Raw genomic sequence first — 24763 nt, 5'->3', positions numbered from 1 at the left:
TAAACTCAAGGACTTCATTTTCTTCAATATCCCATGGTAATCGGTCTTCTTAAAACCCTGGTCGGCAGTCGTAACGACCGCCTCTTAAAGCAGTATCGCAAAGTCGTTGCTAAGGTCAATGCTTTTGAGCCCAGCCTGCAAGCTTTGGATGATGCTGCCTTGGCGGCAAAAACAGAGCAATTCAAGGCGCGACTAGCTGCTGGTGAAGCTTTGGACGATATTGCGCCCGAAGCATTTGCAGTAGTTCGTGAGGCAAGCGTTCGAGTGATGAAGATGCGTCATTTTGATGCGCAAATCATCGGCGGTCTAGCTTTGCACTACGGCAAGATTGCTGAAATGGGTACGGGTGAAGGAAAAACCTTAACTGCTACTTTGCCAGTGTATTTAAATGCGCTGACAGGTAAGGGTGTTCATGTTGTTACCGTCAATGACTATTTGGCTCAACGTGACGCCGAATGGATGTCAGCTCTATATAACTTCTTAGGCATGCAAGTGGGTATCAATCTATCTCAGATGGATCACACTACCAAGCAAGCAGCTTATGCGGCAGATATCACCTACGGTACCAATAACGAATTTGGTTTTGATTATTTGCGTGACAACATGGTGCAAGATGCAGGTCAACGTGTACAACGTGGCTTGGCTTATGCCATCGTGGACGAGGTTGATTCGATTTTGATTGATGAGGCGCGTACGCCATTAATCATTTCTGGCCAAGCAGATGACCATACTGATTTGTATCTCAAGATTAATGCGCTTCCATCTTATTTAGAGCTTCAAATTGGTGAAGAAAAAGCCGATGGAACTGGAGTTGAAAAGCCTGGTGATTACTGGGTTGATGAGAAGTCACAACAGGTTTATTTGACAGAGCAAGGTCACGATAAGGCTGAGGCTGTGCTGGTGCAATTGGGTGCGCTCAATGATGGCAACTCTTTATACGCACCCCAAAATATTACTTTGATGCACCATGTGTACGCTGCCTTGCGTGCACATTCTTTATTTAACCGTGATCAACATTATGTTGTACAAAACAACGAAGTAATCATTGTTGATGAATTTACTGGTCGCTTAATGCAGGGTCGCCGCTGGTCTGATGGTTTGCATCAAGCGGTTGAGGCTAAAGAAGGTGTACCGATTCAGAATGAGAATCAAACTTTAGCAACCATTACTTTCCAAAATTATTTCCGTATGTACGGTAAGTTGGCAGGTATGACTGGTACCGCAGATACAGAAGCCTACGAATTCAAAGAAATTTATAGCCTGGAAACCGTTGTTATTCCTCCAAATAGAATTAGTCAGCGCAAGGATCGCCAGGATCAGATTTATAAGTCTTCGCGTGAGCGCTATGACGCGGTGATTAAAGATATTGAAGATTGCTATGAGCATGGCCAACCGGTATTGGTGGGTACTACCTCAATTGAGAATTCCGAGTTGATTGCAGACTTGCTGAATCAGCGCAAAATGCCGCATCAAGTTTTGAATGCAAAACAACATGCGCGTGAAGCCGAAATTATTGCGCAAGCAGGCCGTCCAAAGATGGTCACTATTGCTACTAATATGGCTGGTCGTGGAACGGATATCGTGCTCGGCGGTAATGTCGCCAAGCAATCAACGCTCATTCAGGCTGATGCGGCACTTTCAGATGCAGAAAAGTCAGCGAAGATCAAAGCACTTCAAGATGAGTGGCAAAGCATTCACGATCAAGTATTGGCTGCAGGTGGTTTGCATATTATTGGTACAGAGCGACATGAGAGCCGTCGTATCGACAATCAATTGCGTGGCCGATCAGGTCGCCAAGGTGACCCAGGTTCATCCCGTTTTTATCTTTCACTAGATGATCCTCTACTGCGTATTTTTGCTGGTGATCGCCTCCGTGCAGTCATGGAGCGCTTGAAGATGCCGGATGGCGAGCCTATTGAAGCGGGTATGGTGACTCGTTCTATTGAGTCGGCTCAGCGTAAGGTTGAAGGCCGTAACTTTGATATTCGTAAGCAATTATTAGAGTATGACAACGTAGCTAATGATCAGCGCAAAGAAACTTATCGCCTCAGAAATGAAGTGCTAGAAAGTAGTGATGTTGGCGATTTAGTTGCCAATCTACGTGATGATGTTCTGCGCACCTTATGTGCCCTCTATGTTCCACATGAGTCGATGGAAGAGCAGTGGGACTTGGTTGGCCTAGAGAATGTGCTCGCTAGCGACTGGGGTCTTACTGTAGATCTGCAAAAATGGGTTGAGAGTGCAGAATCGGTTGATGATTCTGAAATCGTAGAACGTGTCCTCCAGGCTGCTAAAGAAGTGTATGACTCCAAGGTTGAGTTGTGCGGTCGCGAATCTTTTGCGGGTTTTGAGCGTTCCGTACTCTTGTATAGCTTAGATACGCATTGGCGTGAGCATTTGGCTGCATTGGATCATCTGCGCCAGGGTATTCATTTACGTGGCTATGCCCAAAAAGATCCAAAGCAAGAATATCGTCGCGAAGCCTTTGAGTTATATGGCGAGCTTTTAGAGGTCATTAAGAATGATGTTGTGAAAAGCATCATGACAGTTCAAATCAAGAGTGCTAGCGAATTAGATCAAGCATCTGAATCCATCAATGAAGATTTGGCTAAGCTCTCAGATGTCAAATATCAACACGCTCAAGCAGAGGCTGCTATCTCTAATGCACCAGAAATGGCTGAAGTTGAACTGACTCCTGCCCCTCTTCGTGCGGGACCCAAAGTAGGGCGTAATGATCCCTGCCCTTGCGGTAGTGGCAAGAAGTACAAAAATTGCTGTGGTGCACTAGCTTAGACCCAAATTTCTGCATTGCAGCATATGGGGGCCTAGCCCCCATATTTTTTAGGGCTTTCCCTAGTTATGTAGAGTGGTCTCTATCGTCGAGTATTAATGCTTATATGCAAAAAATTGCATTTATAAGTAAAAGGAATCGGCATGCAAAAGTCACTCCATATCAATGCAGATAAATGCACTGGTTGTCTTCAGTGTGAAATGGCCTGTAGCTATGAACACTACGGGGTATTTAATACTTCAAAATCTCGCATCAAAGTATTTGAATTTCATAAAACGGGTAAGAAAGTGCCTTACACATGCACTCAGTGTGATGAAGCTTGGTGCTTGCAGGCATGCCCGGTCGATGCGATTCGTGTCGATCTGATTACTGGTGCTAAGGTTGTTTCTGATGACACCTGCGTTGGTTGCAAGGTATGCACCATCTCTTGCCCATTTGGAACAATCAATTACGTACAAGATACTGGCAAGGTACAGAAGTGCGATCTCTGCGGCGGCGATCCAGCCTGTGCGACTGCTTGTCCAACCCAAGCCATTACATATGTTGATGCTGACTGGACTGGTTTAGACAGGATGCGTGAATGGGCTGACAAACTCGGCAATCAAGATAACGCTAACTAAAAGCATAGGAAAAATATCATGTCATGGGCTGGAAAACTTCTCCGCGTTAACTTAAGCAAGGGCACTTGCCAATCTGAACCACTCAATATGGGATGGGCCAAAGAGTATTTGGGATCCCGAGGTTTAGCTTCTAAGTATTTTGTTGAGGAAGTCGATCCAAAGGTCGATCCGCTTTCTCCTGAAAATAAAATTATTTGGGCTACAGGCCCCTTAACTGGGACTATGGCCTCTACCGGTGGTCGTTATACCGTGGTGACTAAAGGCCCGCTTACTGGCGCAATCGCTTGTTCAAATTCTGGTGGCTATTGGGGCGCCGAACTAAAGATGGCCGGTTGGGATATGGTGATCTTTGAGGGTAAATCACCAAAGCCCGTCTACCTGTACATTGAAAACGATAAGGCTGAGTTATTGGATGCCTCTGATCTATGGGGTAGATCTGTTTGGGAGACTGAGCCAACGATCAAGATCAAACATCAAGATCCCCAAATTCGGGTTTCTTGTATTGGACTAGCTGGCGAGAATCAAGTGTTATACGCGGCTATCGTGAATGATTTGCATCGTGCGGCTGGCCGCTCTGGTGTTGGTGCGGTGATGGGCAGCAAGAACTTAAAAGCAGTTGCAGTGAGAGGCACTAAAGGCGTTGGAAATCTGAAAGATCCTAAGGCGTTTATGGCTGCTACCACAGCTGCTAAGGCGGTATTGGCTGGCCATGCAGTCACTGGTCAAGGATTACCAACCTACGGCACCCAGGTATTGATGAACGTGATTAATGAGGTAGGCGCTCTGCCAACACGCAATCATCAAGATGTTCAATTTGAAGGCGCTAAGGATATTTCTGCTGAAGCGATGGCAGAGCCACGTGAGTCTGATGGTAAGCCGCACTTAGTCACTAACCAAGCTTGCTTTGCTTGCACGATTGCTTGTGGACGAATTTCTAAAATTGATGACACTCATTTCTCCATTGAAAATAAACCACAGCATATGCATGCTTCTGGTGGCCTTGAGTATGAGGCTGCCTGGGCTCTTGGCGCCGCTAATGGCGTCAATGATTTAGAGACATTGCAATACGCTAATCAGTTATGTAATGAGCAAGGTCTAGATCCGATTTCTTTTGGGGCAACGGTTGGTGCCGTAATGGAGCTCTATGAAATGGGCGTGCTGACTAAAGAGCAGATTGGTATTGAGGCTCCTTTTGGCTCGGCCAAAGCCCTTTGCTATCTTGCTGAAATTACTACTGAAGGCACCGGTTTTGGAAAAGAAATGGGTCTTGGTTCAGCTCGTCTCACGAAAAAATATGGTCATCCAGATTTGTCAATGAGTGTGAAAGGCCAAGAGTTCCCAGCCTATGATGGCCGTGTAATTCAAGGTATTGGTTTGGCTTATGCAACCTCCAATCGCGGTGCTTGCCATTTGCGTGGCTACACCATCGCTTCAGAAGTTTTGGGCATTCCCGTAAAAACAGAGCCTGCTGATACGAATGGCAAGCCAGAGTTAGTGAAAGCATTCCAAGATGCAACCGCTGCATTTGATTCGGCAGGTATTTGCATCTTTACCAGCTTTGCATGGACCTTGGCTGACGTTGCTCCACAACTGCAGGCAGCTTGTGGCGATGAGTTTACGGTCGAAAACTTAACTACTATCGGTGAGCGTATTTGGAATATGGAGCGCGATTTTAATAACCGTGCTGGCTTTACCAATAAAGATGACAAATTGCCTAAACGCTTGATGACTGAAGCAGCTAAGACTGGCCCTGGAAAAGGTTCAGTCAGCGGGCTAGATAAGATGCTGCCTGAGTACTACAAGGTTCGTGGATGGGATGCTGAGGGGCGCCCTAGTGCCGAAACATTGAAGCGCTTGGGTCTTTGAGGCTGTATCGATGAAGCATGTCATTTTGGGCAATGGCCCAGCTGGTGTCATAGCTGCCGAGACCATTCGTAAGCGTGCGCCTCATGACCAAATCATCATGATTGGTTGTGAGGATGCACCACCATATTCCCGAATGGCCATTCCTTATTTGTTAATGGGGAATATTCAAGAGCCTGGGACGTACCTGCGAAAAGACGCTGATCATTTTGAGAAATTAAAGATCGAGCAAATTCGAGGCAAGGCATCTTCAGTTGATTTGAAGGCAAAGAAGATTGAGTTGGATGGTCAATCGATTGCATTTGATAAGTTACTCATTGCAACTGGCTCTGTACCAGTTCAACCACCTATTCCAGGGATTGATCTTCCGGGCGTTCATCCCTGCTGGACCTTGGAGGACGCGCGAGCAATTGCTAAGTTAGCAAAACCAGGATCACGGGTTTTACAAATGGGCGCTGGTTTTATTGGCTGTATTATTTTGGAAGCACTTGCCAGCCAAAGAGTCGAGCTGACTGTGGTGGAGATGGGCGATCGTATGGTGCCTCGCATGATGACGGGCGTTGCTGGTGGCATGATTAAAAAGTGGGTGCAAGAAAAAGGTGTAGAAGTCTTTACTGACACCAAAGTGGAATCGATAGCCCAGACGGGATCCTGTTTAACGGTCAAGCTCTCTAATGGAAAAGCGCTCGAAGTCGACTTAGTCATTTCTGCTACAGGCGTTAAACCCAATATTGGATTTCTGAAGTCATCGGGCCTTGATATGCATACCGGCATTTTGGTGAATGATCAGATGCAAACTTCCCATCCTGATGTCTATGCTGCTGGTGACGTCACCGAGAGCATTGATTTTTCTACAGGTGAGCGCATCGTGAATGCGATTCAGCCAAATGCAGCTGAACAAGCCAGAATCGCTGGGATTAGTATGACTGGTGGAGACGCGCAAAGTTTAGGCGCTTTGCAGATCAACGTCTTGGATACTTTGGGATTGATCTCTTCTTCATTTGGTTTATGGGCCGGTGCTAAGGGTGGCGACCATATTGAATTAGTTGATTCAGATACATACAAATACTTGCGTCTTGAGTTCTTGGGAGATGTTCTAGTAGGGGCAACTTGCGTAGGAACAACCGAACATATTGGCGTGTTACGTGGTCTTATTCAAGGAAAGATTCCACTAGGTGATTGGAAAGAAACCCTTTTGGGCGATCCGACAAAGGTAATGGATGCTTACTTAGCTTCAGGACAAGCGCAATCAGCCTGGATGAATTAAGCTTTAGGTATGCAAGTTACCTTAAAGTTGTTTGCTAGCTTGACTAGCTATCTCCCTCCGAATAAAAAAAATGGGATTGAGGCTGATATTGAAGTTGCCGAGGGCAGTACGATTGGCGACATGATTGAGCTGTATAAAATTCCGAGCAAATCTGCCCATTTGGTGATGGTGAATGGGGTATATATCAAGCCCGAGGAACGCAACCAATATGTCCTCAAGGCTAATGATGCATTGGCAATTTGCCCGCCTGTTGCAGGGGGCTAAGCCCTCAGTAGTGCTGAACTAAATGCCACAATATTTAAGAGAGATGGGTTGCACCCCAGAAGATCTCATGCGCTGGCTGCCACAAGCTCTGGGTACTATTTACCCACATGCAAGGCTCGTTATTGATGGAAATGTTTTGCTGAGCACCCCCAGTCCTAAGCTTGAAATGATTGGCGTTATCAAGCCGGCCCGCAAAATTGCCCTTTTGCACATACCCGTTTTGGAGTTAAAACTCTATTTTTCTGAAAACTGGAGTGCTAGCCAGTGCGATGAAGCCCTAAAGCGATTTGATCTTTATACTCGCAGAGGTGGGGGTTAGTTCGATCCCTTTACTTTCTTTAATCAGTGCTCTATGACAGTTAACTTAGCTCTTCCTCAAAAATCAGATCTCAAGCCAATCAAGGGTTTTGAGATGGGTATCGCTCAAGCAGGTATTAAGAAGCCCAACCGCAAAGATTTACTGGTGATGACCTTGGCTCCTGGTTCTCAAGTGGCTGGTGTCTTTACGCTCAATCGCTTTTGCGCAGCCCCAGTTCAGGTTTGTCGTGAGCACCTTGCTCAAGAGGGCCAGAAGGGGGAAATTCGTGCGCTGGTGGTTAATACCGGCAATGCGAATGCGGGTACGGGAGAGCAAGGCATGAAACATGCCCTAGAGACTTGCGCTGCCTTAGCAAAAGATCTGAAATTAAATCCAGAGCAAATCCTACCGTTTTCTACTGGTGTCATTTTGGAGCCTTTGCCGATAGAGAAAATTGTTACCGCCTTACCTAAAGCCATTGCTAACTTGAGTGCAGATCATTGGTTTGATGCAGCTGAGGCCATCATGACAACCGACACCCAGCCAAAAGCTTGCTCAGCCACTGTTCAGACTTCTGCAGGGCTTGTGACGATGACTGGTATTTGTAAGGGTGCTGGCATGATCCATCCTAATATGGCAACCATGTTGGGTTTCATTGCAAGCGATGTTGGATTTGCACCTGGATTATTAGGTAATCTGACTCGTGAGGTGGCGGATCAATCATTTAATGCCATTACGATTGATGGCGATACATCGACTAATGATTCTTTCATCATTATGGCGACTGGCCAATCCTCGGTTCAGATTCAGTCAATTCAAGATCCAAGCTATGCAACAGTACGCGATGCTTTAATTGCGCTGGCCCGAAAATTAGCGCAGATGATTGTGCGTGATGGTGAAGGCGCAACGAAGTTTATGACGATTGAGGTCGTAGGCGGTATGACTTCGGAAGAATGCCGTTTAGTTGCTAAAGCAGTAGCCCATTCGCCTTTAGTTAAGACCGCCTTTTTTGCAAGCGATCCTAATCTAGGACGCATCCTGGCCGCTATTGGATATGCCGGCATTACTGATTTGGATGTGGGTAATGTGCAGATGTGGTTAGGTGATGTATGGGTTGCTAAAGATGGTGGCCGAAACCCTAGCTATCAAGAGGCAGATGGACAACGAGTAATGGAAGCTTCGGAAATTACTGTCAAAATTGATCTAGGCCGGGGTAGCGCCACACAAACAATGTGGACCTGTGATTTATCGCATGACTATGTCTCAATTAATGCAGACTATCGTTCTTAAAAGCGCTCAAGATTATGAATGAAAAATTAGAGCAGCTCTTAACTCATCTAGAAACATTTCTGCCAAAGCCATTAACGGAAGAGCAGTGGAAATCTTCTACAGCATTTAGATGGCGTCGACGCGATAGTATTTTTGGCAGCATTGGTTTTATGCAGCCAGTAAAGCATGTCTCCGATATTACCTTCGAAGATCTTAAAAATATTGATCGCCAGCGCGATGCAATTCGGGACAATACGAAAAACTTTATTCAAAAAAAGCCTGCTAATAATATTTTGTTGACTGGTGCTAGGGGTACTGGCAAGTCTTCCTTGATTAAAGCGAGCTTGCACGAGTTTGCAGGTCAAGGCTTGCGTTTGGTCGAGGTTGAAAAAGAGCATTTAGCGGATTTGGCTGATATCACCGATATTTTGGCCGAGCGCCCTGAGCGCTTTATCGTTTTTTGTGACGACCTGTCCTTTGAGGAGGGCGAATCAGGCTATAAAGCCATGAAATCAGCCCTAGATGGCTCAGTTTCTGCGCAAGTCGACAATGTGTTGATTTATGCAACTTCTAATCGTCGTCATTTATTGCCTGAGTACATGAAAGACAATGAGAGCTATGTGCATCAAGACGATGGTGAGATTCATCCAGGTGAAGTGGTGGAAGAGAAGATTTCTTTATCTGAGCGATTTGGCTTGTGGCTCTCTTTCTATCCTCCAAAACAGGATGAGTATTTAGAAATTGTTGCGCATTGGCTTACCCATTTTGGTTTGAGTACTGCGCAGATTGAAGCAGCGCGATCTGAGGCATTGATATGGGCTTTAGAGCGTGGCTCACGTTCTGGGCGTGTCGCCTGGCAGTTTGCAAAACATTGGGCTGGTTCCCATTCTTGAGTCAGTTTTATTTTGATGAGCGCTGATCAACGACCCGTTACCGAGGTAGCAGCAGGCATTTTGCTGGACGAGCAAGGCCGCTATCTTTTAGGCCAAAGACCAGCAGGCAAACCCTACGCAGGTTACTGGGAAGTTCCAGGGGGAAAAATTGAAAAAGGCGAATCCGTTTTTCAGGCCCTCAAACGTGAACTACAAGAAGAATTAGGTATTGAGATTGAGTCAAGCGAAGAGTTAACCGTGCTTGAGCATGACTATCCTCACGCCTATGTGCGCTTGCACGTAAGTGTGATCAGACAATGGTCGGGCACTCCTCAGGGCTGTGAGGGTCAGGCTTTATCTTGGGAGTTATTGGGTGCTAAAACACCCTCAGTTGAACCGCTATTACCGGCCGCTTGGCCAATGCTGGAAAGTCTGAAGGATTTATTGCCCTAGAATTGGCAAAGCGTTAATTTGAATGGCACATCGACATTGACGAGCTGTGCCTTTTTATCGCGATCAGCTTTTAGAAAGCGAATGGAGAGCAGATACTTATTGGCACTAATCTCTGAGAAAAGAGTGTCATCTTCCACAGCTAAACGCATCAATTGGTATACCTTCCCAGAAGGTGCCTGCTGAAAGGATCCATTGTGTGCCACTACATCTTTTGCTTCGCCTGATTGGCGGAGTAAACGTAAAAATAATTGGCAGGCTTCCTGCCAAGGTAAAAGAGGTGTCACAAAATTATCGAGGAGTTCACGGCGCTCAGTCGAGGGACTATTTTTCCAAGCGTGATAACTTGGTAAATCAATTGGGCTAGTTCCACCCGGAATATTTAATCTGGTGCGAATTGCGTTTAACCATTCGCTTTCGGAGATGGCAAGATTTGGTCTGCCCATTGAGCTATTGATGCTGCTAGCAACAGAATCAATTTCAGAAAGCGTTTGTGTGAGCGCTTCTTGATCTACCTTTTGTGAAGACTTGAGTCCATTGAGACCGTATTTTTGGCGCTCAAACTCTTTTAAGAGGAGTGACTTAATATCGCCGCGGGAACCAATATCACCAAGATCAAACAAAACAGAGATCGCATTGTGATGAAGTTCGGGGTCATCAGAGCGGTTAAAGTGATTAAAGCGGGCGAACAAATACTCCAGACGAAGCATGCTTCGCACTAATTCGTTGAAGGGGTATTCGTAAACAATCACAAGCCCATATTCTATGACGAACTGAGCTTATCTTTCTGAATCCTGAGGATTTTTTGGTGCAATTGTTCGACTGACTGATGCAGCTCTGCAAGCTTGCCTTGATTTTCGATGACGGTATCGGCGACTGCTAGTCGCTCCTGGCGAGTAGCCTGAGCCTTCAGTATTCCCATAATCTCAGCCCTGGATAAATTGCTGCGCTGCATCACCCTCTCAATTTGAAGCTCCACTGGGCAGTCCACAACAACCAAGTGGTCAATTTGACCTTTCCAGTTCCCAGACTCCACTAGAAGTGGAACTACAAAAACCAGGTAGGGAAAGCCGTCATCTGCAAGTTGTTTGGCTAGTTTGATAGTCTCTAGCTTAATCAGGGGGTGAGTAATGGCTTCAAGGGCTTTTTTGGCATCGAGGTTTTGAAAAACCAGAGAACGCATTTTGCTTCTATCTAAAGCGCCATTGCTGTCTATAAAGTCAGCGCCAAAATACGTTTGAATTGGGGGGATAGCACATCCTCCGGGGGCGGTAATGTGATGTGCAATCAGGTCGGTATCAATCACACCAGCTCCTAGTTGAGCTAATAAATCGCTAACGGCAGTTTTGCCTGAGCCAATACCCCCCGTTAATCCAATGAGCGGTAAGCGCATTTTTAATTCGCTTAACTGAGGCTGCCCAGCAGTAGGTGTGGAATGATCTGTGGCCATAACAACTCAATAATGCCAGCAAAGGCAAGGAATGGTCCAAAAGGAAATGCGTTGCGAGTATTTTGCTGCTTCCATTGCAGGTAGATTAAGCCACCAATAATTCCGGCAAATGAGGCAATGAGCAGCAGACTGGGTAATACATTCCAGCCTAACCAAGACCCTAGGGCTGCCAAGAGTTTGGCATCCCCCATGCCAATGCCATCTTGCTTTTTGATAAATCGATAGAGAGCATTCAAAAACCAAAGTACTGCATATCCTAGAAATGCACCCCAAAGCGCATCTTCCACATTGACAAAATGAAGCGGTGAAAATCCATTGAAACATAGACCTACCATGATCAGTGGCAGAGTGATGACATCTGGAAGTCTGAACGAGCGCAGGTCTATATAGCTGAGATAGAGCAATACTAGTATGAGTGCCATGCGAATGAAATCAACGGTATTCAAAATACCCATTACACAATCTGTCCAAGGTTAAAAATCGGGAGATACAGAATGATGACTAAGCTTCCGATCATTATCCCCACAATCATGATTAAAAGGGGTTCTAGTGTTTGACTCAGCGTATTCAGGCGGTTACTCAGTTCATCCCCCAGAATACTGGCGCGTTTACGTAACATCTCGGGCAGGGATCCGCTTTCAGAAGCAATTCTGAGTAGTTGGAGGGTTTCAATATCAAAGAGTGTGTGGTTTGGATCTGCGCGCCTCAAGGCTTCTCCTAATGGCCATCCTCTGGTTAAGTGCTTAAATATCTCTGCACTGTAATCGTGGCTGATCCAGTGGTTTGAGGATTGGGCGGTGACTCTTAATGCATCTGGCAGAGATAGGCCAGAGGCGACGAGATGGCCTAAGGTTCGACACCAGTAAGTGAGTGTGGCCAGCCTCAATAAGCGGCCAAGAATCGGAAGGCGAAAACTGAAAAGATCACACTTCTTTTGCATAGCAATCGATTTTTTCCAGCACAGTAGCGCAAGGCTTATGAAGCTCAGTAGCCCTAGTCCAATTGATAGATAGAAATGCTCAATCAGTGAGGAGATCTGTATGAGTAATCGTGTAGGTCCTGGTAGATCAGCCTGAAAGTGAGCGAATACATCTTTAAAGACTGGCACAACCCAAACCATCATCACGATCATCAAGGTAAACGATGTGCATAAAGTAATACTGGGATAGGCAAGGGCCTGTTGGACTTTGCGCCTGAGTTCGATTTGTGCTTCTAGTTGCTGGCAGATGGTGGCAAGAGCGAGGTCGATATCACCAGTGCGTTCGCTCACGCTAATTAAATTAATAAACTCCGCAGAGAAGCGCTGAGATTGCATTTGTAAGCATCGGGATAAGCTATTGCCTGCCTTCAATTGCTGATGAATCGTGTTTAACCATTGGCGCCATGGCTTGGGGGCTGTTTGATAAATCAACTCGATCGCATGAAGTAAGGCTAAACCAGCCTGCAATAAAGAAAGCAATTGCTGTGCAAAGTGCAATTGCTCTTGTTTGGAGAGCTTGTGCTTCAAGACCATGTCCCCACCTCTGCATCCAGCGTACGTTGCTCGATCCATCCTTGCTGTACATGATGCAATCCGGCCTCATACATCGTGAGGTATTGGAGATTTGAAATCATGAGCTGCTGATCGCTTAGTACTTCATGAACTCCTAAGCGACCAAAGTAACCCGTCCCATTGCAGATCTTGCATGGCATATCAGCGGTAGATTTTATTTTTTGACAATGGCTACAAATCCGCTGAACAAGGCGTTGGGAGCTAATACTTCGCACACAGGATTCCATCGATTCTCGATCAATGCCTAAGGCTTGAAGCCTTGCTAGTGCACCTCGTGCATTTCGCGTATGTAAAGTGCTTAAGACAAGATGGCCTGTTTGTGCTGCTTGTATTGCTAGCTCAGCGCTTGCCCTATCTCGGATTTCACCAATCATGATGACATCGGGATCTTGCCGAAGTAGGGCGCGAATAATCGTGGAAAAGTCTAAGCCTGCGCGTGGGTGATAGGTCACTTGGTTTATGCCCGGGAGGCGTATTTCAACGGGATCTTCTACTGAGCATACGTTGCGATGGCTTTGATTTAAGCTTTGTAGACAGCTATACAAGGTTCGAGTTTTGCCGCTTCCAGTCGGCCCGGTGACTAAAATTAATCCATGGGTTTGGCTAAGCGCATTTTTGAAAATAGCCAATTGCTCAGAAAGCAAACCCAATTGGTCCAATGCCAGCTCTTCAATTCGATTTGGCAGAATGCGAATAACTGCCTTCTCTCCATAGAGGGTTGGCAATAGCGATACTCGACAATCAATGTCTGGCCTTGAAAAATCACGACCTATTGTTAGACGTCCATCCTGGGGCAAGCGTTTTTCTGCAATATCCAAACGTGCCAGAATTTTGATTCGGGTAATTAAGCGTTCATGTAGCTCTGGGGGATGATGGGCGTACTCTTGCAGTAATCCATCTACTCTGAGACGAACTAAGGTTTTATGTCTTCCTGCTTCAATATGAATATCACTCGCCCTGGATTCAATCGCGTGTAGAGCGATTTCATACCAGATGCGAATAATGAGAGAGTCATCATGCGAAACACTCAATCTTGACTATTGTTCAAAACAGGCCGATGAAGCTTGACGGTTTTAATACCCTGATCATCAAACTGAACAATTTCCATCACGATTCCAGCAATTCGGATGCTGACATCATGATCGGGAATAGCTTCCAGCTTTTCTAGCAAAAGTCCATTTAGAGTGCGGGGCCCATCCAATGGAAGATTGAGGTTAAGCAGTCGATTTAAATCGCGCAGAGTGGCAGCACCACTGGCTAAATAGGTGCCATCGGCCAGCCAATGAGGATCTGTAGAGAGATTAGAAAATGAGGTTGTGAATTCTCCGATTAACTCTTCAACAATGTCTTCAAAAGTCACTAGACCCAGAACCTCACCATACTCATTCACCACCAAACTGAGGCGCTGCTGGTTGTCTTGAAAGAATTGCATCTGCTGTAGGACAGGCGTACCGCTTGGAATAAAGTAGGGTTCATTTACCAGGGATCTAAAGTCTTCATGCTTAAGATCGGTATCCCCCAAGAGAGAAAGCGCTTTCTTAACAGAAAGAATGCCAACGATGCGCTCAGAGTCTCCATCGCATACTGGTAATTTATTGTGATAACAAGTTTCTAGTTGTTGAACTACCTCATCAATTGGTCTAGAAAGATCAAGTAGCTCAATCTTGGCACGAGGCGTCATTACATCATCGACAGTAATGTTTTCTAAGTTGAAAAGATTTAGCAAGATATTGCGATGGTGATTTGAGACAAAACGATTTGACTCCAAAACCAAGCTGCGCAACTCTTCCTTGCTCATTGCTCTGCTGTCAGATGAAGATTGGAGTCCGGAAACCTTCATCAATCCGGAAACAAAGCTATTGATAAACCAAAGCAAGGGTTTAAAAAGAAAGGTGAGCGGGAGGATGAACCAGCCAACACTAGAAGCAATTTTTTCTGGGAAGGCCGCACCAATCACTTTAGGAGTGATCTCGCTAAAGACAATAATCAGGAACGCTACAAGCAAAGTGGCAATCGATAAAACAAGCCCACTATCGCCAAAAATATGTAACGCAATACCTGTTACCAGAATCGGTAATACGGTATTAATTAAATTATTTGAAATCAATAACACTGAAAGTAGTGAATCGATTCGCTTCAGGAGTCTTTCTGCTAATGCGGCGCCTGCATTACCTCCATTTGCCATAGCACGCAGCCGGTGGCGATTGGAGGAGAGCATGCTGGTCTCTGCCATCGAGAAAAAGCCAGAAAGTGCGAGTAAAAAGAGGACGAGAGCCAGTTGACCTAAAAAGGGCCAATCGTCAAAGAAAGTGTCCATGTGTTCTGCCTGCGATGAGTAAGGATGATTCAATATAGCAAAGTGCCATTTCACAAGCTAGAGCTAAGCTTGAAAGCTCGGTAGTCTGACCGTCACAATCTGTGTGAGAATCATCTTATGGCCCGCCACCCGACCAAATCTGCTGATCAAGCGCAATACTGTGTAATGAAGGCACCTTTTGGGTGTCTGGGGATTGAAACCCAATTGGTGGATGGGAGTTTGATGATTTCTAGTATCGACTATTTGCGGCCAAGCACCCCGGTAACTAAGCCTCAAAACCAATTAGCCAAAGAGGCTGTAAACCAGATCAGCGCCTATTTTCAAGATCCGCATTACCAGTTTGATCTCCCTCTAAAGCCTGCGGGAACGGCCCATCAATCTAAGGTATGGAAGAGTGTTTTAGATGTGGCGGCTGGTCAAACAACGACCTATGGTGAGATTGCTCAGAAAATCAAGAGTGGTGCTAGAGCGGTTGGCACTGCATGTGGCGCAAATCCTTACCCCTTAATCACCCCTTGTCACCGAGTGGTATCTGCACAAGGTCTTGGGGGGTTTATGAAAGAAGATGCTCCTGGTTTCTATCGCCAAATCAAAATATGGCTCTTAAAGCATGAGGGTGTGCTTTAGTTTTGACTCAGCTTTCTTAATGGTCCGGTAGATAAGGAAAAAAATGCTTTAATCAGAGCATCATTACCAGAAGCGATCTTGGTAAAGCCATAAAAAGCCATCACAGTATGACGAGATAACTTAACTGCATCTTTATGTGTAAATAGTTGGTGACTTGCAATCTTGGAAAGAGTCATAGCAGCCAATCCAAATGCCAAAAAGCAAAACCGCCGGATACCAATCTCTTGCTTTGGAATGAGGAGGATATAGCGCAAAGAATCTTGCAGCTTTTGATAGGCAATAGAAAGTAATTCTGTTTGATTTATATTGGCAGGCTTCCATGAAACCCCGCGCGCTCTATCTTCAGGGGAATCTTTGAGAATATTGGTCATTTGGAGTGCCTGACCAAAAGCAATCGCCAAATCTTCTTGCCCCTCAATACGTTTTGCAAATTGAGGTGAATGATTGCTAAAAATAGCGGTAAGCAGTTCGCCAACTACTCCTGCCACAACATAACAATACTGTTCAAACTCTTGAAGATCTTTGAGGCCTGCTTGAGTTTGCTTATTATGAAAATGCGACATGCCATCGGACATGATGGAGACACAACGACTAACAGCGGCTTGATCGTCAATTGAGCAAGTATGCAAGATACGCAGCACTGTTGGCGTATGGCTAATCAAATCCAGTTCATCCTGATTGCTGTAATTTTTGAGGGCGATTAAACAGGGCTCAACAAAAGAGCTGACCGGGGCTTTTTCTAAAACAGCATCTAAGAAAAGTTTAGATAAGGCTTGTTTGCTAGAGGGGCTGAGGTCTGCAGCATCTTCAATCGTATCGACGATACGGCAGAGTAAATAGGTATTACCAACGACTTTCTCGATCGTTGGGGGTAGGAGCGGTATGGTTAAGGCAAAGGTGCGAGAGACAGATCCCAGAATGGTTTTCTGATACGCCATATCGGCATTGGGGTTCTCTTTAGGGGAATTCACCTCTGAATTATGTCAGACCAGTATGCCTCAAATCGGTACTTATTCCCTTATTGTCAAAAGTGACATGGCCATATAATTTGAGCAATTTCCTGAAGGAGAAACTGGGCGATGTTGATTTGGTTTGTCATCATCTATTGGGTGGCATCTGTAGGCATTGGCTTGTGGGCTGCCCTACGTGTGAAGAACACTGCAGACTTTGCTGCGGCTGGCCATAGCTTGCCCCTGCCCGTTGTTACGGCAACGGTTTTTGCTACCTGGTTTGGAGCTGAAGCAGTTTTGGGAGTTCCCGCTACCTTTTTGAAAGAAGGTTTGGGTGGCATCGTTTCTGATCCCTTTGGTTCTTCCATGTGTTTAATTCTGGTAGGCCTGTTCTTTGCAAGACATCTCTATAACCGACGCATGCTCACCATTGGTGATTTCTTTCGCGAAAAATATGGACGCACGGTTGAGGTCTTGGTCACCTTATGTATTGTGGTTTCTTATTTGGGCTGGGTTGCCGCACAAATTAAAGCCCTCGGCCTAGTATTTAATGTAGTTTCTGATGGCAGCATTTCTCAAACAGGCGGTATGTTAATTGGCGCGGGTAGTGTGCTCATCTATACCTTGTTTGGCGGCATGTGGTCTGTGGCGATTACCGACTTTATTCAGATGATCATTATTGTCATCGGCATGCTCTACATTAGTGGCGAGATGACGATGCAAACTGGTGGTGTTGGCGTCGTGATTGAGCATGCCGCTGCCGCCGGGCAATTTAGTAATTTTTGGCCTGAGATGAATTTGGCCTCGATTCTGGGATTTGCTGCAGCCTTGTGCACCATGATGCTTGGCTCGATTCCACAGCAAGATGTGTTTCAGCGGATTACCTCATCCAAGAATGTCAACATCGCAGTGCAGGCTGCAATATTGGGTGGCGTTCTGTATTTCATCTTTGCTTTTGTGCCACTCTATTTAGCGTATTCAGCCACTTTAATTAACCCTGATTTGGTGAAGCAATACTTAACCACTGATCCTCAAATGATTCTCCCTAAGCTCATTTTGAATCATGCTCCGGTTTTTGCGCAGGTGATGTTCTTTGGTGCACTCCTCTCGGCAATTAAGAGTTGTGCCAGCGCAACTTTGTTGGCGCCTTCAGTCACCTTTGCGGAAAATATTATTCGTGGTTTCTTTAAGCATTTAACAGATCAAGAGTTGCTTAAAGTGATGCGCATCACCGTGTTGTGCTTTACAGGGGTGGTCACTTTTTTTGCGATCAACTCAGAATTATCGATTTTTAAGATGGTAGAAAGCGCCTATAAGATCACTTTAGTTGCTGCTTTTGTACCCCTTGCTTTTGGAGTATATTGGTCAAAGGCAAATTCTCTAGGGGGATTATTGGCTGTAGTCTGTGGATTAATCGTCTGGATTAGCTGCGAGGTTCTGGCCCCAAACAGCATTTTGCCCCCTCAATTAGCTGGCCTATTTGCCAGCATTGCAGGCATGCTTTTGGGTAGTTTGGTGCCAAAAGACCTGCTCAAAACGGTTTAAACACCTATCTGCCTAAAAATTAGGCAGATAATAAATTGTTGCACTGCAAAATATTCTCATCTAATATGGCAGTAATTCAAAATTTTTGTTCTTATGGAGTTCCTATGAAAATCTGTGTGATCGGTGGAGGGGGCGCGATTGGCGGTTACCTTGCTGTCATGTTGGCGCGAGCGGGCAATGAAGTAACGGTTGTTGCGCGTGGAGCAACTTTATCGGCTATTAAAGAGCGTGGACTTGCTCTGATTATGGATGACCAACCAGAGCCTCTGGTTGCGGAAGTAAAGGCAGTAGAAAAAATTAGAGATGCTGAAACGCCTGATGTTGTCATTTTGGCGGTGAAGGCACATCAAGTTGAGCCCATCATTGATGACTTAGCGGCCATCATGGGGCCTGAGACCATTTTGATTCCGATGCAAAACGGAATTCCTTGGTGGTACTTCCAGAAGCTAGGTGGCGAGTATCAAGATCATTCGGTTGAAACTGTGGATGCTGGTGGTCTGGCTAAAAATGCGATTAATCCAAATAACATTATTGGTTGCGTTGTGTATCCAGCAACCTTTACCCAGGCGCCTGGTGTGATTCGTCACGTTGAAGGCAATCGCTTTCCATTGGGTGAGCTCGATGGCAAGTCAACAGATCGTATTCAGAAAATGTCTGAGATGATGACTGCAGCTGGATTTAAGTCACCGATATTGGATGACATTCGTTCTGAGATCTGGCTTAAGTTGTGGGGCAATATGACCTTTAACCCAATTAGCTCATTAACGCATGGCACGTTAGAGGGAATCTGTCAGTACCCATTAACGAAAGAGTTGGCGCGCAATATGATGGCTGAAGCACAGACTATTGCGGAGAAGCTTGGTGTGACTTTCCGAGTGGATATCGAGCGTCGCATTGCTGGTGCGGAAAAAGTAGGTAAACACAAGACTTCAATGTTGCAAGACTTGGAAGCCGGCCGTAGCTTAGAGATCGATGCACTATTGGGCTCCGTGATTGAGTTAGGCAACATTACCAAGACTCCAACACCTTGTCTGAATACCGTCTTTGCATTAACAAAGTATTTGGATGAAAACGTACAAGCATCTAAAGGAAGCTTAGCTCTACCATCTGTATCGGGTTACTAAGTTTAAAAAACCAAAGTTTTTCAGCATTAAAAAAGCCCTTGCTATTTAGAGTAGCAAGGGCTTTTGTTTTAATAAGTGTGAATTTATTCGAAGCGATTATCTAGGCGTCCTACGCCATCAATGATGATGCTGACATTGCTGCCAGGCTTCATGGAGCCAACGCCAACGGAAGTACCGCAAGCAATAATGTCACCTGGTAAAAGTGGAACATCTTGGGAGATGAGACTGACTAATTTAGCGGGCGGAAAAATCATGTCTGCAATAGGATAGTTCTGACGCTCTTGATCATTCAGGATCGTCTTGATGGTCAATTTGCTGGGATCTACGTCAGTGGTGATGTAGGGGCCAAAGACGCCAAAAGTATTAAAACTCTTCGAGCGAGTCCACTGCGCATAACCTGGGTCGCGATTAAGAATTTCGATCGCAGTGACATCATTGATGCAGGTATAGCCAAAGATAGCCGCCGCCGCTTCTTGCTCACTTACTTCGAAACAGGGTTTACCAATCACAATGCCTAATTCACCCTCGTAAACTACTTTTCCAGAATAGGATTTTGGGGTGCGAATGACTTGATTGGCGGCCAAGAAGGAATTATTTCCTTTTAAAAAATACAGGGGTTCTGCAGGTACGGCATGCTCTAGTTTGGTGACTAGGGCATGAAAGTTATCCACCATTGCCACCATTTTGGAGGGGGTGCAGGGAATATCAATAGTCACTTCAGAAAGTTTAAGGGTCTCTCCGCTTGCCTTGGGTTGATTAAATAAGTCCCCGGAATACACGGCAATTTGATCGCCTTGTACCTGTCCGAAGCCACTTTTTCCTTGGTGTTGATATCTAAGCCATTGAGCCATAATAAGTTCCTGTGAAGTTGAATATTTAATAAGCAATATCTTACAGGGATGTATTGATGGCACAGACTTCCGAGCTGACTTTTGCACCAGAAATGGATCAACCCATTCGGTATATCGAGCGTACGCGTAACTACTATTTGGGCTTGGGTTATGACAATCCCTATGTTTGGGCGCATTACATTAAAGTTCCCTTTACCCGCTTACAAAAACCCCTAAGCCAATCTGTTTTGGGATTGATCACTACGGCAGTTCAATTTGATCCCAGCAAGGGTGATCAGGGGCCGGGCGCCCCCTATAACGCCGCAGCGAAGTTTTATGAGCCCTATAAAACCCCCATAAACCAGAAGCAGGATTTGAGAATTGCCCACGTTGGAATTGATAGAAAAAATGCCAACATGGAAGAAAGCGCATGTTGGTTTCCTTTGGCAGCTGCAAGGCGCGTGGTGGAGATGGGTAGACTGCAGATGGTGTCGCCAAACTTTTATGGTTTACCAACGAATCGAAGTCAACGCCACACTCTAGAAATCGATGCTCCCATCATTTTAAAAATGTTGCGAGCTGATAATGTCGATGTAGCTATCCTGATTCCAAATTGTCCGATATGCCATCAAAGTCAAAGTTTGTTAGCGCGCTACTTAGAAGAGGCTGGTATTCCTACGGTAGTAATGGGAGCTGCAAAAGACATTGTTGAATATTGCGGAGTACCTCGTTTTTTGTTTAGCGATTTTCCTTTAGGAAATGCGGCAGCAAGACCAAATGATCCAGCTTCACAAGACTTAAATTTTGAATTAGCTTTGCGGCTTCTCGAATCGGCACCTGCGCCAAGAACTACCGTGCAGTCCCCCTTGGTTTGGTCGCAAGACCCCGCTTGGAAATTGGATTATTACAACCTTGAGAACTTATCGGAGCAAGAGGTGGCGCGCTTGCGTGATGAGGCGGAGAAGGCCCGTGTGACTGCCCGCGAGCTCAGAATGAAAAGTGTTGGCGCTTAATTAAGTTTGTCTAGCGAGAGAGTATTCGAATAGTGCACGCAAGGCACTAGTAGCGTCATTTTCAGGAAAGTCTTGAATGCAAGTGAGTGCGAGATCTGCTTCACGCTTTGCTGCAGCCTGGGTATATTCCAGGGCTCCTGAGTTTTGCACGCCCCGTAGAATTTGAGCAAAGACATCATCTGGTAAATCTTGGTTTTGCTCGATCGCAGCACGAACTAATAAACGTTCTTCAGACGTGCCATGTTCAAGCAAGAAAATGAGTGGAAGTGTAGGCTTGCCTTCACGTAAATCATCGCCAGCATTTTTTCCCATTTGGGCAGCGTTCGCGGTGTAGTCCAGAAGATCATCCATCAGTTGAAATGCTGTACCGATATGTCTACCAAAGGCTGCAGCCTGATCACGTTGTTGTGCACTGGCATTTGCGAGGATCGCGCCTAGTTCTGTTGATGCTTCGAACAACTTAGCAGTCTTATATCGAATCACTTGCAGATAGCTAGCTTCATCCACTTCTGGATCGTTCATATTGAGCAGCTGCAATACTTCGCCTTCGGCAATCGTATTGGTGGCATCTGAGAGGATTTCCATCACCCTTAAATCATTAGGACCCACCATCATCTGAAAAGCCCTAGAGTACAAAAAGTCACCAACTAGGACGCTGGCGGCATTACCAAAGGCTGCATTTGCAGTTTCACGACCCCTTCTGAGCGTAGATTCGTCCACGACATCATCATGAAGTAGGGTGGCCGTGTGGATGAATTCCACTACAGCCGCCATTTCCAGGGTATGTGGGGTGGTTTTCCCATGGGCTAGGGCCTTTGCCACCAGCATTAACAGGGCTGGTCTGACCCGCTTACCGCCTGCCTGGATGATATATGAGGAGATTTGGTCAATTAAAGCGACTTTTGAGGCTAATTTGAGACGAATAACCTCATCTAAGGCCTTGAAATCTAAGGCAATTGGGGCCAGGATCTGGCTTAAGTCATTGATTTTGACAGTGCTAGGCATTCAACATATAATAATGGGCTTAGCTGGTCCAGGGTGGATTAGCTTAAATGTAGATATTAATTGAGGTTTCAAACCATGTACGCGGTCATAAAAACCGGTGGCAAACAGTATAAAGTTGCTGCAGGCGAAAAATTGAAAATAGAACAGATACCAGCGGAAATCGGCAGCGAAATCACTCTTGACCAAGTCCTCGCCGTTGGCGAAGGCGCTTCACTGAAATTAGGTGATCCATTGGTTAATGGTGCAGCTGTGATGGCCACTGTCGTCTCCCAAGGACGTCACGATAAAGTGACAATCTTTAAGATGCGCCGTCGCAAGCATTATCAAAAGCACCAAGGCCATCGTCAGAATTTCACTGAAATTTTGATCAACACGATTAAAGCCTAATTCACGGTAGGAGAAAGATATGGCACAGAAAAAAGGCGGCGGCTCAACACGAAATGGTCGCGACTCAGAATCGAAACGCTTAGGCGTTAAGGTATTTGGCGGCGAGCAAATTAATGCTGGCAGCATCATCATTCGTCAACGTGGCACACGTGTTCATCCAGGTGCAAACGTTGGTATTGGTAAAGATCACACTTTGTTCGCCTTAATTGACGGCCAGGTGGAATTCGGCGTTAAGGGTGCTTTGAAGAAGGCCCAGGTTTCAGTCCTGCCTCGTTCATAAGGCGCCTGACTGAGATCCGTTTGATTCAGATTTATTCCGAATTTAACTCTTAGGAACAGGCCTCGCTAAGCGAGGCCTTTTTTATTCATGAAATTTATAGACGAAGCTCGTATTGAAGTCATAGCTGGCCAAGGTGGTGCCGGAAGTGCCTCTATGCGCCGCGAAAAGTTTATTGAATTCGGCGGCCCTGATGGTGGAGACGGTGGCAAAGGCGGAAGCGTCTGGGCAACAGCAGATCGCAACATCAATACGCTGATTGATTACCGTTATGCGAAAACGCATACGGCAAAAAATGGTGAGCCAGGTCGTGGCGCTGACTGTTATGGTCGCGCAGGCGACGATATTGAATTGCGGATGCCTGTTGGCACGATTATTTCTGACTATGAAACCGGCGAACCGATTGCTGATTTAACTACTCATGGCGAGCGCTTATGTTTGGCTCAAGGTGGTGTTGGTGGTTGGGGCAATATTCACTTTAAGAGCAGTACCAATCGTGCGCCACGTCAAAAGACCAACGGTAAACCTGGTGAACGCCGTAAGTTAAAGCTTGAGTTAAAAGTGTTGGCCGATGTGGGTTTGCTGGGCATGCCTAATGCGGGTAAATCCACACTCATTACAGCGGTTTCAAATGCACGCCCCAAAATTGCAGACTATCCGTTTACTACATTGCATCCAAATCTAGGCGTTGTTCGCGTTGGTAATGAGCGTAGTTTTGTCATTGCAGATATTCCTGGTTTGATCGAAGGTGCCGCTGAAGGTGCTGGCTTGGGCCACCGCTTCTTACGCCACTTGCAAAGAACTGGCGTCTTATTACACCTTGTAGATATTGCGCCTTTTGATGAGAATGTAGATCCAGTTGCTGACGCTGTTGCGATTGTGAATGAGTTGCGTAAGTACGACGAGGCTTTGGTTGAAAAACCCCGCTGGTTGGTGCTTAACAAGGTAGACATGATTCCTGAAGAGGATCGTAAAAAGGTGGTGGCTGACTTTATTAAGAAGTTCAAGTGGAAGGGTCCCGTGTTTGAGATCTCTGCTTTAACTGGATTGGGTTGCGACAAACTCTGTTATTCCTTGCAAGATTATTTAGATTCAGTTCGTCGTGATCGTGATGACGCTGAGGAGCGTTTGGCCGACCCACGTTATCAAGATCAAACTGAAGATAAAGCACCAGATTAAATCCATACTTGAGATGTTCAATTGATATGACTGTTCAAAAATCTAAACGAATTGTTGTCAAAGTTGGCTCAAGCCTCGTAACCAATAATGGCGAAGGCTTGGATCATGCTGCTATTGCAATGTGGGCTGATCAAATGGCGACTTTACAAAAAGATGGTCATCAGGTTTTGATGGTGAGTTCAGGTGCGATTGCAGAGGGTATGCAACGTCTAGGTTGGACTAAGCGCCCTCAAGAAATTCATCAACTGCAGGCTGCTGCTGCAGTGGGTCAAATGGGTTTAGTCCAGGTGTATGAAAGCTGTTTTGCACGCCTGAATCTGCACAGTGCCCAGATCTTGTTAACGAATGCTGATTTAGCAGATGCGGAGCGCAATGCGAATGCTAAAGCGACACTAGATACCTTGCTTAAGCTGGGAGTAGTTCCTATCATCAATGAAAACGACACAGTGGTTACTGATGAGATTAAGTTTGGTGATAACGATAGCTTAGCTGCTTTAGTAACGAATCTGATTCATGCCGATCTACTGGTTATCCTGACTGATCAAGGCGGCTTGTATACAGCTGACCCACGTCAAAATCCGGATGCAAGCCTATTGCCAGATGCGCTTGCTGGCGATCCTGCTTTAGAAAAAATGGCAGGTGGTGCAGCGAGCGAGCTCAGTAAGGGCGGCATGTTAACTAAGGTCCTAGCGGCTAAGGTTGCTGCTCAGACTGGCGCTTCTACAGTTATTGCTTCTGGACGTGAGCCTCAGGTGCTCACTCGTTTATTGGCTGGCGAGAAAATTGGTAGCCGCCTAAGCCCAAAATAAAACC

At 45.8% G+C, this 24763-nt stretch carries 25 protein-coding genes and 1 pseudogene; 17 read left to right on the top strand and 9 right to left on the bottom strand.

Annotated elements, in window-relative coordinates:
• Nucleotides 1-33 precede the first annotated feature (33 nt).
• The 9 genes from secA (at nucleotide 34) to ICN41_RS07650 (ending at nucleotide 9697) form a co-directional block, all read left to right on the top strand.
• Complete coding sequence (gene secA / locus ICN41_RS07690) at nucleotides 34-2793, top strand: preprotein translocase subunit SecA (RefSeq protein WP_216292358.1); 2760 nt, start codon at nucleotides 34-36, stop codon at nucleotides 2791-2793.
• Between the two features lie 141 nt (nucleotides 2794-2934).
• Entirely contained in the window at nucleotides 2935-3411 is a 477-nt protein-coding gene (locus ICN41_RS07685; RefSeq protein ID WP_216292357.1) for a 4Fe-4S dicluster domain-containing protein, read from the top strand.
• 18 nt (nucleotides 3412-3429) lie between these two features.
• Nucleotides 3430-5277, top strand: coding sequence for an aldehyde ferredoxin oxidoreductase family protein (locus ICN41_RS07680; RefSeq protein WP_216292356.1), 1848 nt, complete (start codon nucleotides 3430-3432; stop codon nucleotides 5275-5277).
• Nucleotides 5278-5287: 10 nt separating this feature from the next.
• On the top strand, nucleotides 5288-6541 hold the full coding sequence (locus tag ICN41_RS07675) for an NAD(P)/FAD-dependent oxidoreductase (protein WP_216292355.1): 1254 nt from the start codon (nucleotides 5288-5290) through the stop codon (nucleotides 6539-6541).
• Between the two features lie 9 nt (nucleotides 6542-6550).
• A complete protein-coding gene (locus tag ICN41_RS07670) occupies nucleotides 6551-6805 on the top strand; it encodes a MoaD/ThiS family protein (protein WP_216292354.1) in 255 nt (84 codons plus the stop codon).
• 22 nt (nucleotides 6806-6827) lie between these two features.
• On the top strand, nucleotides 6828-7124 hold the full coding sequence (locus ICN41_RS07665) for a hypothetical protein (protein ID WP_216292353.1): 297 nt from the start codon (nucleotides 6828-6830) through the stop codon (nucleotides 7122-7124).
• 33 nt (nucleotides 7125-7157) lie between these two features.
• Nucleotides 7158-8393 carry a bifunctional glutamate N-acetyltransferase/amino-acid acetyltransferase ArgJ gene (gene argJ / locus ICN41_RS07660; protein WP_216292352.1) on the top strand — a complete coding sequence of 412 codons (1236 nt, stop codon included), beginning with the start codon at nucleotides 7158-7160 and terminating at the stop codon, nucleotides 8391-8393.
• Nucleotides 8394-8407: 14 nt separating this feature from the next.
• Complete coding sequence (locus ICN41_RS07655; RefSeq protein ID WP_216292351.1) at nucleotides 8408-9265, top strand: ATP-binding protein; 858 nt, start codon at nucleotides 8408-8410, stop codon at nucleotides 9263-9265.
• A 15-nt stretch (nucleotides 9266-9280) separates the two neighbouring features.
• Nucleotides 9281-9697: an NUDIX domain-containing protein gene (locus ICN41_RS07650; RefSeq protein WP_216292350.1), complete on the top strand. Its 417-nt coding sequence runs from the start codon at nucleotides 9281-9283 to the stop codon at nucleotides 9695-9697.
• On the opposite strand, the gene zapD is transcribed toward ICN41_RS07650, so the two are convergent.
• Genes zapD through ICN41_RS07620 form a run of 6 tightly spaced genes read right to left on the bottom strand, consistent with a single transcriptional unit; the run spans nucleotide 9694 to nucleotide 15013 of the window.
• Nucleotides 9694-10446, bottom strand: coding sequence for a cell division protein ZapD (gene zapD, locus ICN41_RS07645; protein ID WP_216292349.1), 753 nt, complete (start codon nucleotides 10444-10446; stop codon nucleotides 9694-9696). The two genes, ICN41_RS07650 and zapD, sit on opposite strands and share 4 nt — an antisense overlap.
• Nucleotides 10447-10457: 11 nt before the next feature.
• Nucleotides 10458-11087 (bottom strand): dephospho-CoA kinase, encoded by a 630-nt coding sequence (gene coaE, locus ICN41_RS07640; RefSeq protein WP_216292541.1) that lies wholly within the window; start codon nucleotides 11085-11087, stop codon nucleotides 10458-10460.
• 11 nt (nucleotides 11088-11098) lie between these two features.
• Nucleotides 11099-11566 carry an A24 family peptidase gene (locus ICN41_RS07635; RefSeq protein WP_255537940.1) on the bottom strand — a complete coding sequence of 156 codons (468 nt, stop codon included), beginning with the start codon at nucleotides 11564-11566 and terminating at the stop codon, nucleotides 11099-11101.
• Nucleotides 11567-11598: 32 nt separating this feature from the next.
• Nucleotides 11599-12657: a type II secretion system F family protein gene (locus tag ICN41_RS07630; protein ID WP_216292347.1), complete on the bottom strand. Its 1059-nt coding sequence runs from the start codon at nucleotides 12655-12657 to the stop codon at nucleotides 11599-11601.
• A complete protein-coding gene (locus tag ICN41_RS07625; RefSeq protein ID WP_216292346.1) occupies nucleotides 12648-13727 on the bottom strand; it encodes a GspE/PulE family protein in 1080 nt (359 codons plus the stop codon). Before ICN41_RS07625 ends, ICN41_RS07630 begins: the two co-directional genes overlap by 10 nt.
• Nucleotides 13724-15013 (bottom strand): HlyC/CorC family transporter, encoded by a 1290-nt coding sequence (locus ICN41_RS07620; protein ID WP_216292345.1) that lies wholly within the window; start codon nucleotides 15011-15013, stop codon nucleotides 13724-13726. Before ICN41_RS07620 ends, ICN41_RS07625 begins: the two co-directional genes overlap by 4 nt.
• A 117-nt stretch (nucleotides 15014-15130) precedes the next feature.
• Here ICN41_RS07620 and ICN41_RS07615 point away from each other — a divergent pair, with 117 nt between their 5' ends.
• Complete coding sequence (locus tag ICN41_RS07615) at nucleotides 15131-15640, top strand: methylated-DNA--[protein]-cysteine S-methyltransferase (RefSeq protein ID WP_216292344.1); 510 nt, start codon at nucleotides 15131-15133, stop codon at nucleotides 15638-15640.
• Here the strand turns inward: ICN41_RS07615 and ICN41_RS07610 are convergent.
• Nucleotides 15637-16611 (bottom strand): phytoene/squalene synthase family protein, encoded by a 975-nt coding sequence (locus tag ICN41_RS07610; RefSeq protein ID WP_370629115.1) that lies wholly within the window; start codon nucleotides 16609-16611, stop codon nucleotides 15637-15639. The two genes, ICN41_RS07615 and ICN41_RS07610, sit on opposite strands and share 4 nt — an antisense overlap.
• 108 nt (nucleotides 16612-16719) lie before the next feature.
• Here ICN41_RS07610 and ICN41_RS07605 point away from each other — a divergent pair, with 108 nt between their 5' ends.
• Both ICN41_RS07605 and ICN41_RS07600 read left to right on the top strand, forming a co-directional pair.
• On the top strand, nucleotides 16720-18135 hold the full coding sequence (locus ICN41_RS07605) for a sodium:solute symporter family protein (protein ID WP_216292343.1): 1416 nt from the start codon (nucleotides 16720-16722) through the stop codon (nucleotides 18133-18135).
• A gap of 104 nt (nucleotides 18136-18239) precedes the next feature.
• Complete coding sequence (locus ICN41_RS07600) at nucleotides 18240-19259, top strand: 2-dehydropantoate 2-reductase (protein ID WP_216292342.1); 1020 nt, start codon at nucleotides 18240-18242, stop codon at nucleotides 19257-19259.
• Nucleotides 19260-19342: 83 nt separating this feature from the next.
• Here ICN41_RS07600 and ICN41_RS07595 read toward each other — a convergent pair whose 3' ends face one another.
• Nucleotides 19343-20110 (bottom strand): fumarylacetoacetate hydrolase family protein, encoded by a 768-nt coding sequence (locus ICN41_RS07595; protein WP_216292341.1) that lies wholly within the window; start codon nucleotides 20108-20110, stop codon nucleotides 19343-19345.
• A gap of 56 nt (nucleotides 20111-20166) precedes the next feature.
• Between ICN41_RS07595 and ICN41_RS07590 the strand changes: the two genes are divergently transcribed.
• A complete protein-coding gene (locus tag ICN41_RS07590; RefSeq protein ID WP_216292340.1) occupies nucleotides 20167-21102 on the top strand; it encodes a reductase in 936 nt (311 codons plus the stop codon).
• Here the strand turns inward: ICN41_RS07590 and ICN41_RS07585 are convergent, their stop codons facing one another.
• Nucleotides 21103-22107 (bottom strand): polyprenyl synthetase family protein, encoded by a 1005-nt coding sequence (locus tag ICN41_RS07585; RefSeq protein ID WP_216292339.1) that lies wholly within the window; start codon nucleotides 22105-22107, stop codon nucleotides 21103-21105. It lies immediately after the preceding gene.
• A gap of 75 nt (nucleotides 22108-22182) precedes the next feature.
• Between ICN41_RS07585 and rplU the strand changes: the two genes are divergently transcribed.
• From rplU to proB, 4 genes and pseudogenes are all read left to right on the top strand, one after another.
• Nucleotides 22183-22494, top strand: coding sequence for a 50S ribosomal protein L21 (rplU, locus tag ICN41_RS07580; RefSeq protein WP_011902040.1), 312 nt, complete (start codon nucleotides 22183-22185; stop codon nucleotides 22492-22494).
• A gap of 19 nt (nucleotides 22495-22513) precedes the next feature.
• A complete protein-coding gene (gene rpmA / locus ICN41_RS07575; RefSeq protein WP_087908492.1) occupies nucleotides 22514-22774 on the top strand; it encodes a 50S ribosomal protein L27 in 261 nt (86 codons plus the stop codon).
• A gap of 87 nt (nucleotides 22775-22861) precedes the next feature.
• Nucleotides 22862-23950, top strand: a complete 1089-nt coding sequence (gene cgtA, locus ICN41_RS07570) for an Obg family GTPase CgtA (protein WP_216292338.1) — start codon at nucleotides 22862-22864, stop codon at nucleotides 23948-23950.
• Between the two features lie 26 nt (nucleotides 23951-23976).
• Nucleotides 23977-24747 (top strand): annotated as a pseudogene (gene proB / locus ICN41_RS07565) (glutamate 5-kinase); the annotation flags it as partial.
• Nucleotides 24748-24763: the final 16 nt, after the last annotated feature.

This window comes from Polynucleobacter sp. 15G-AUS-farblos (assembly GCF_018882445.1).
Classification (GTDB): Bacteria; Pseudomonadota; Gammaproteobacteria; order Burkholderiales; family Burkholderiaceae; genus Polynucleobacter.
The sequence above is the reverse complement of the archived record's forward strand: the minus strand, read 5'-3'. Positions and strand labels throughout refer to the sequence as shown.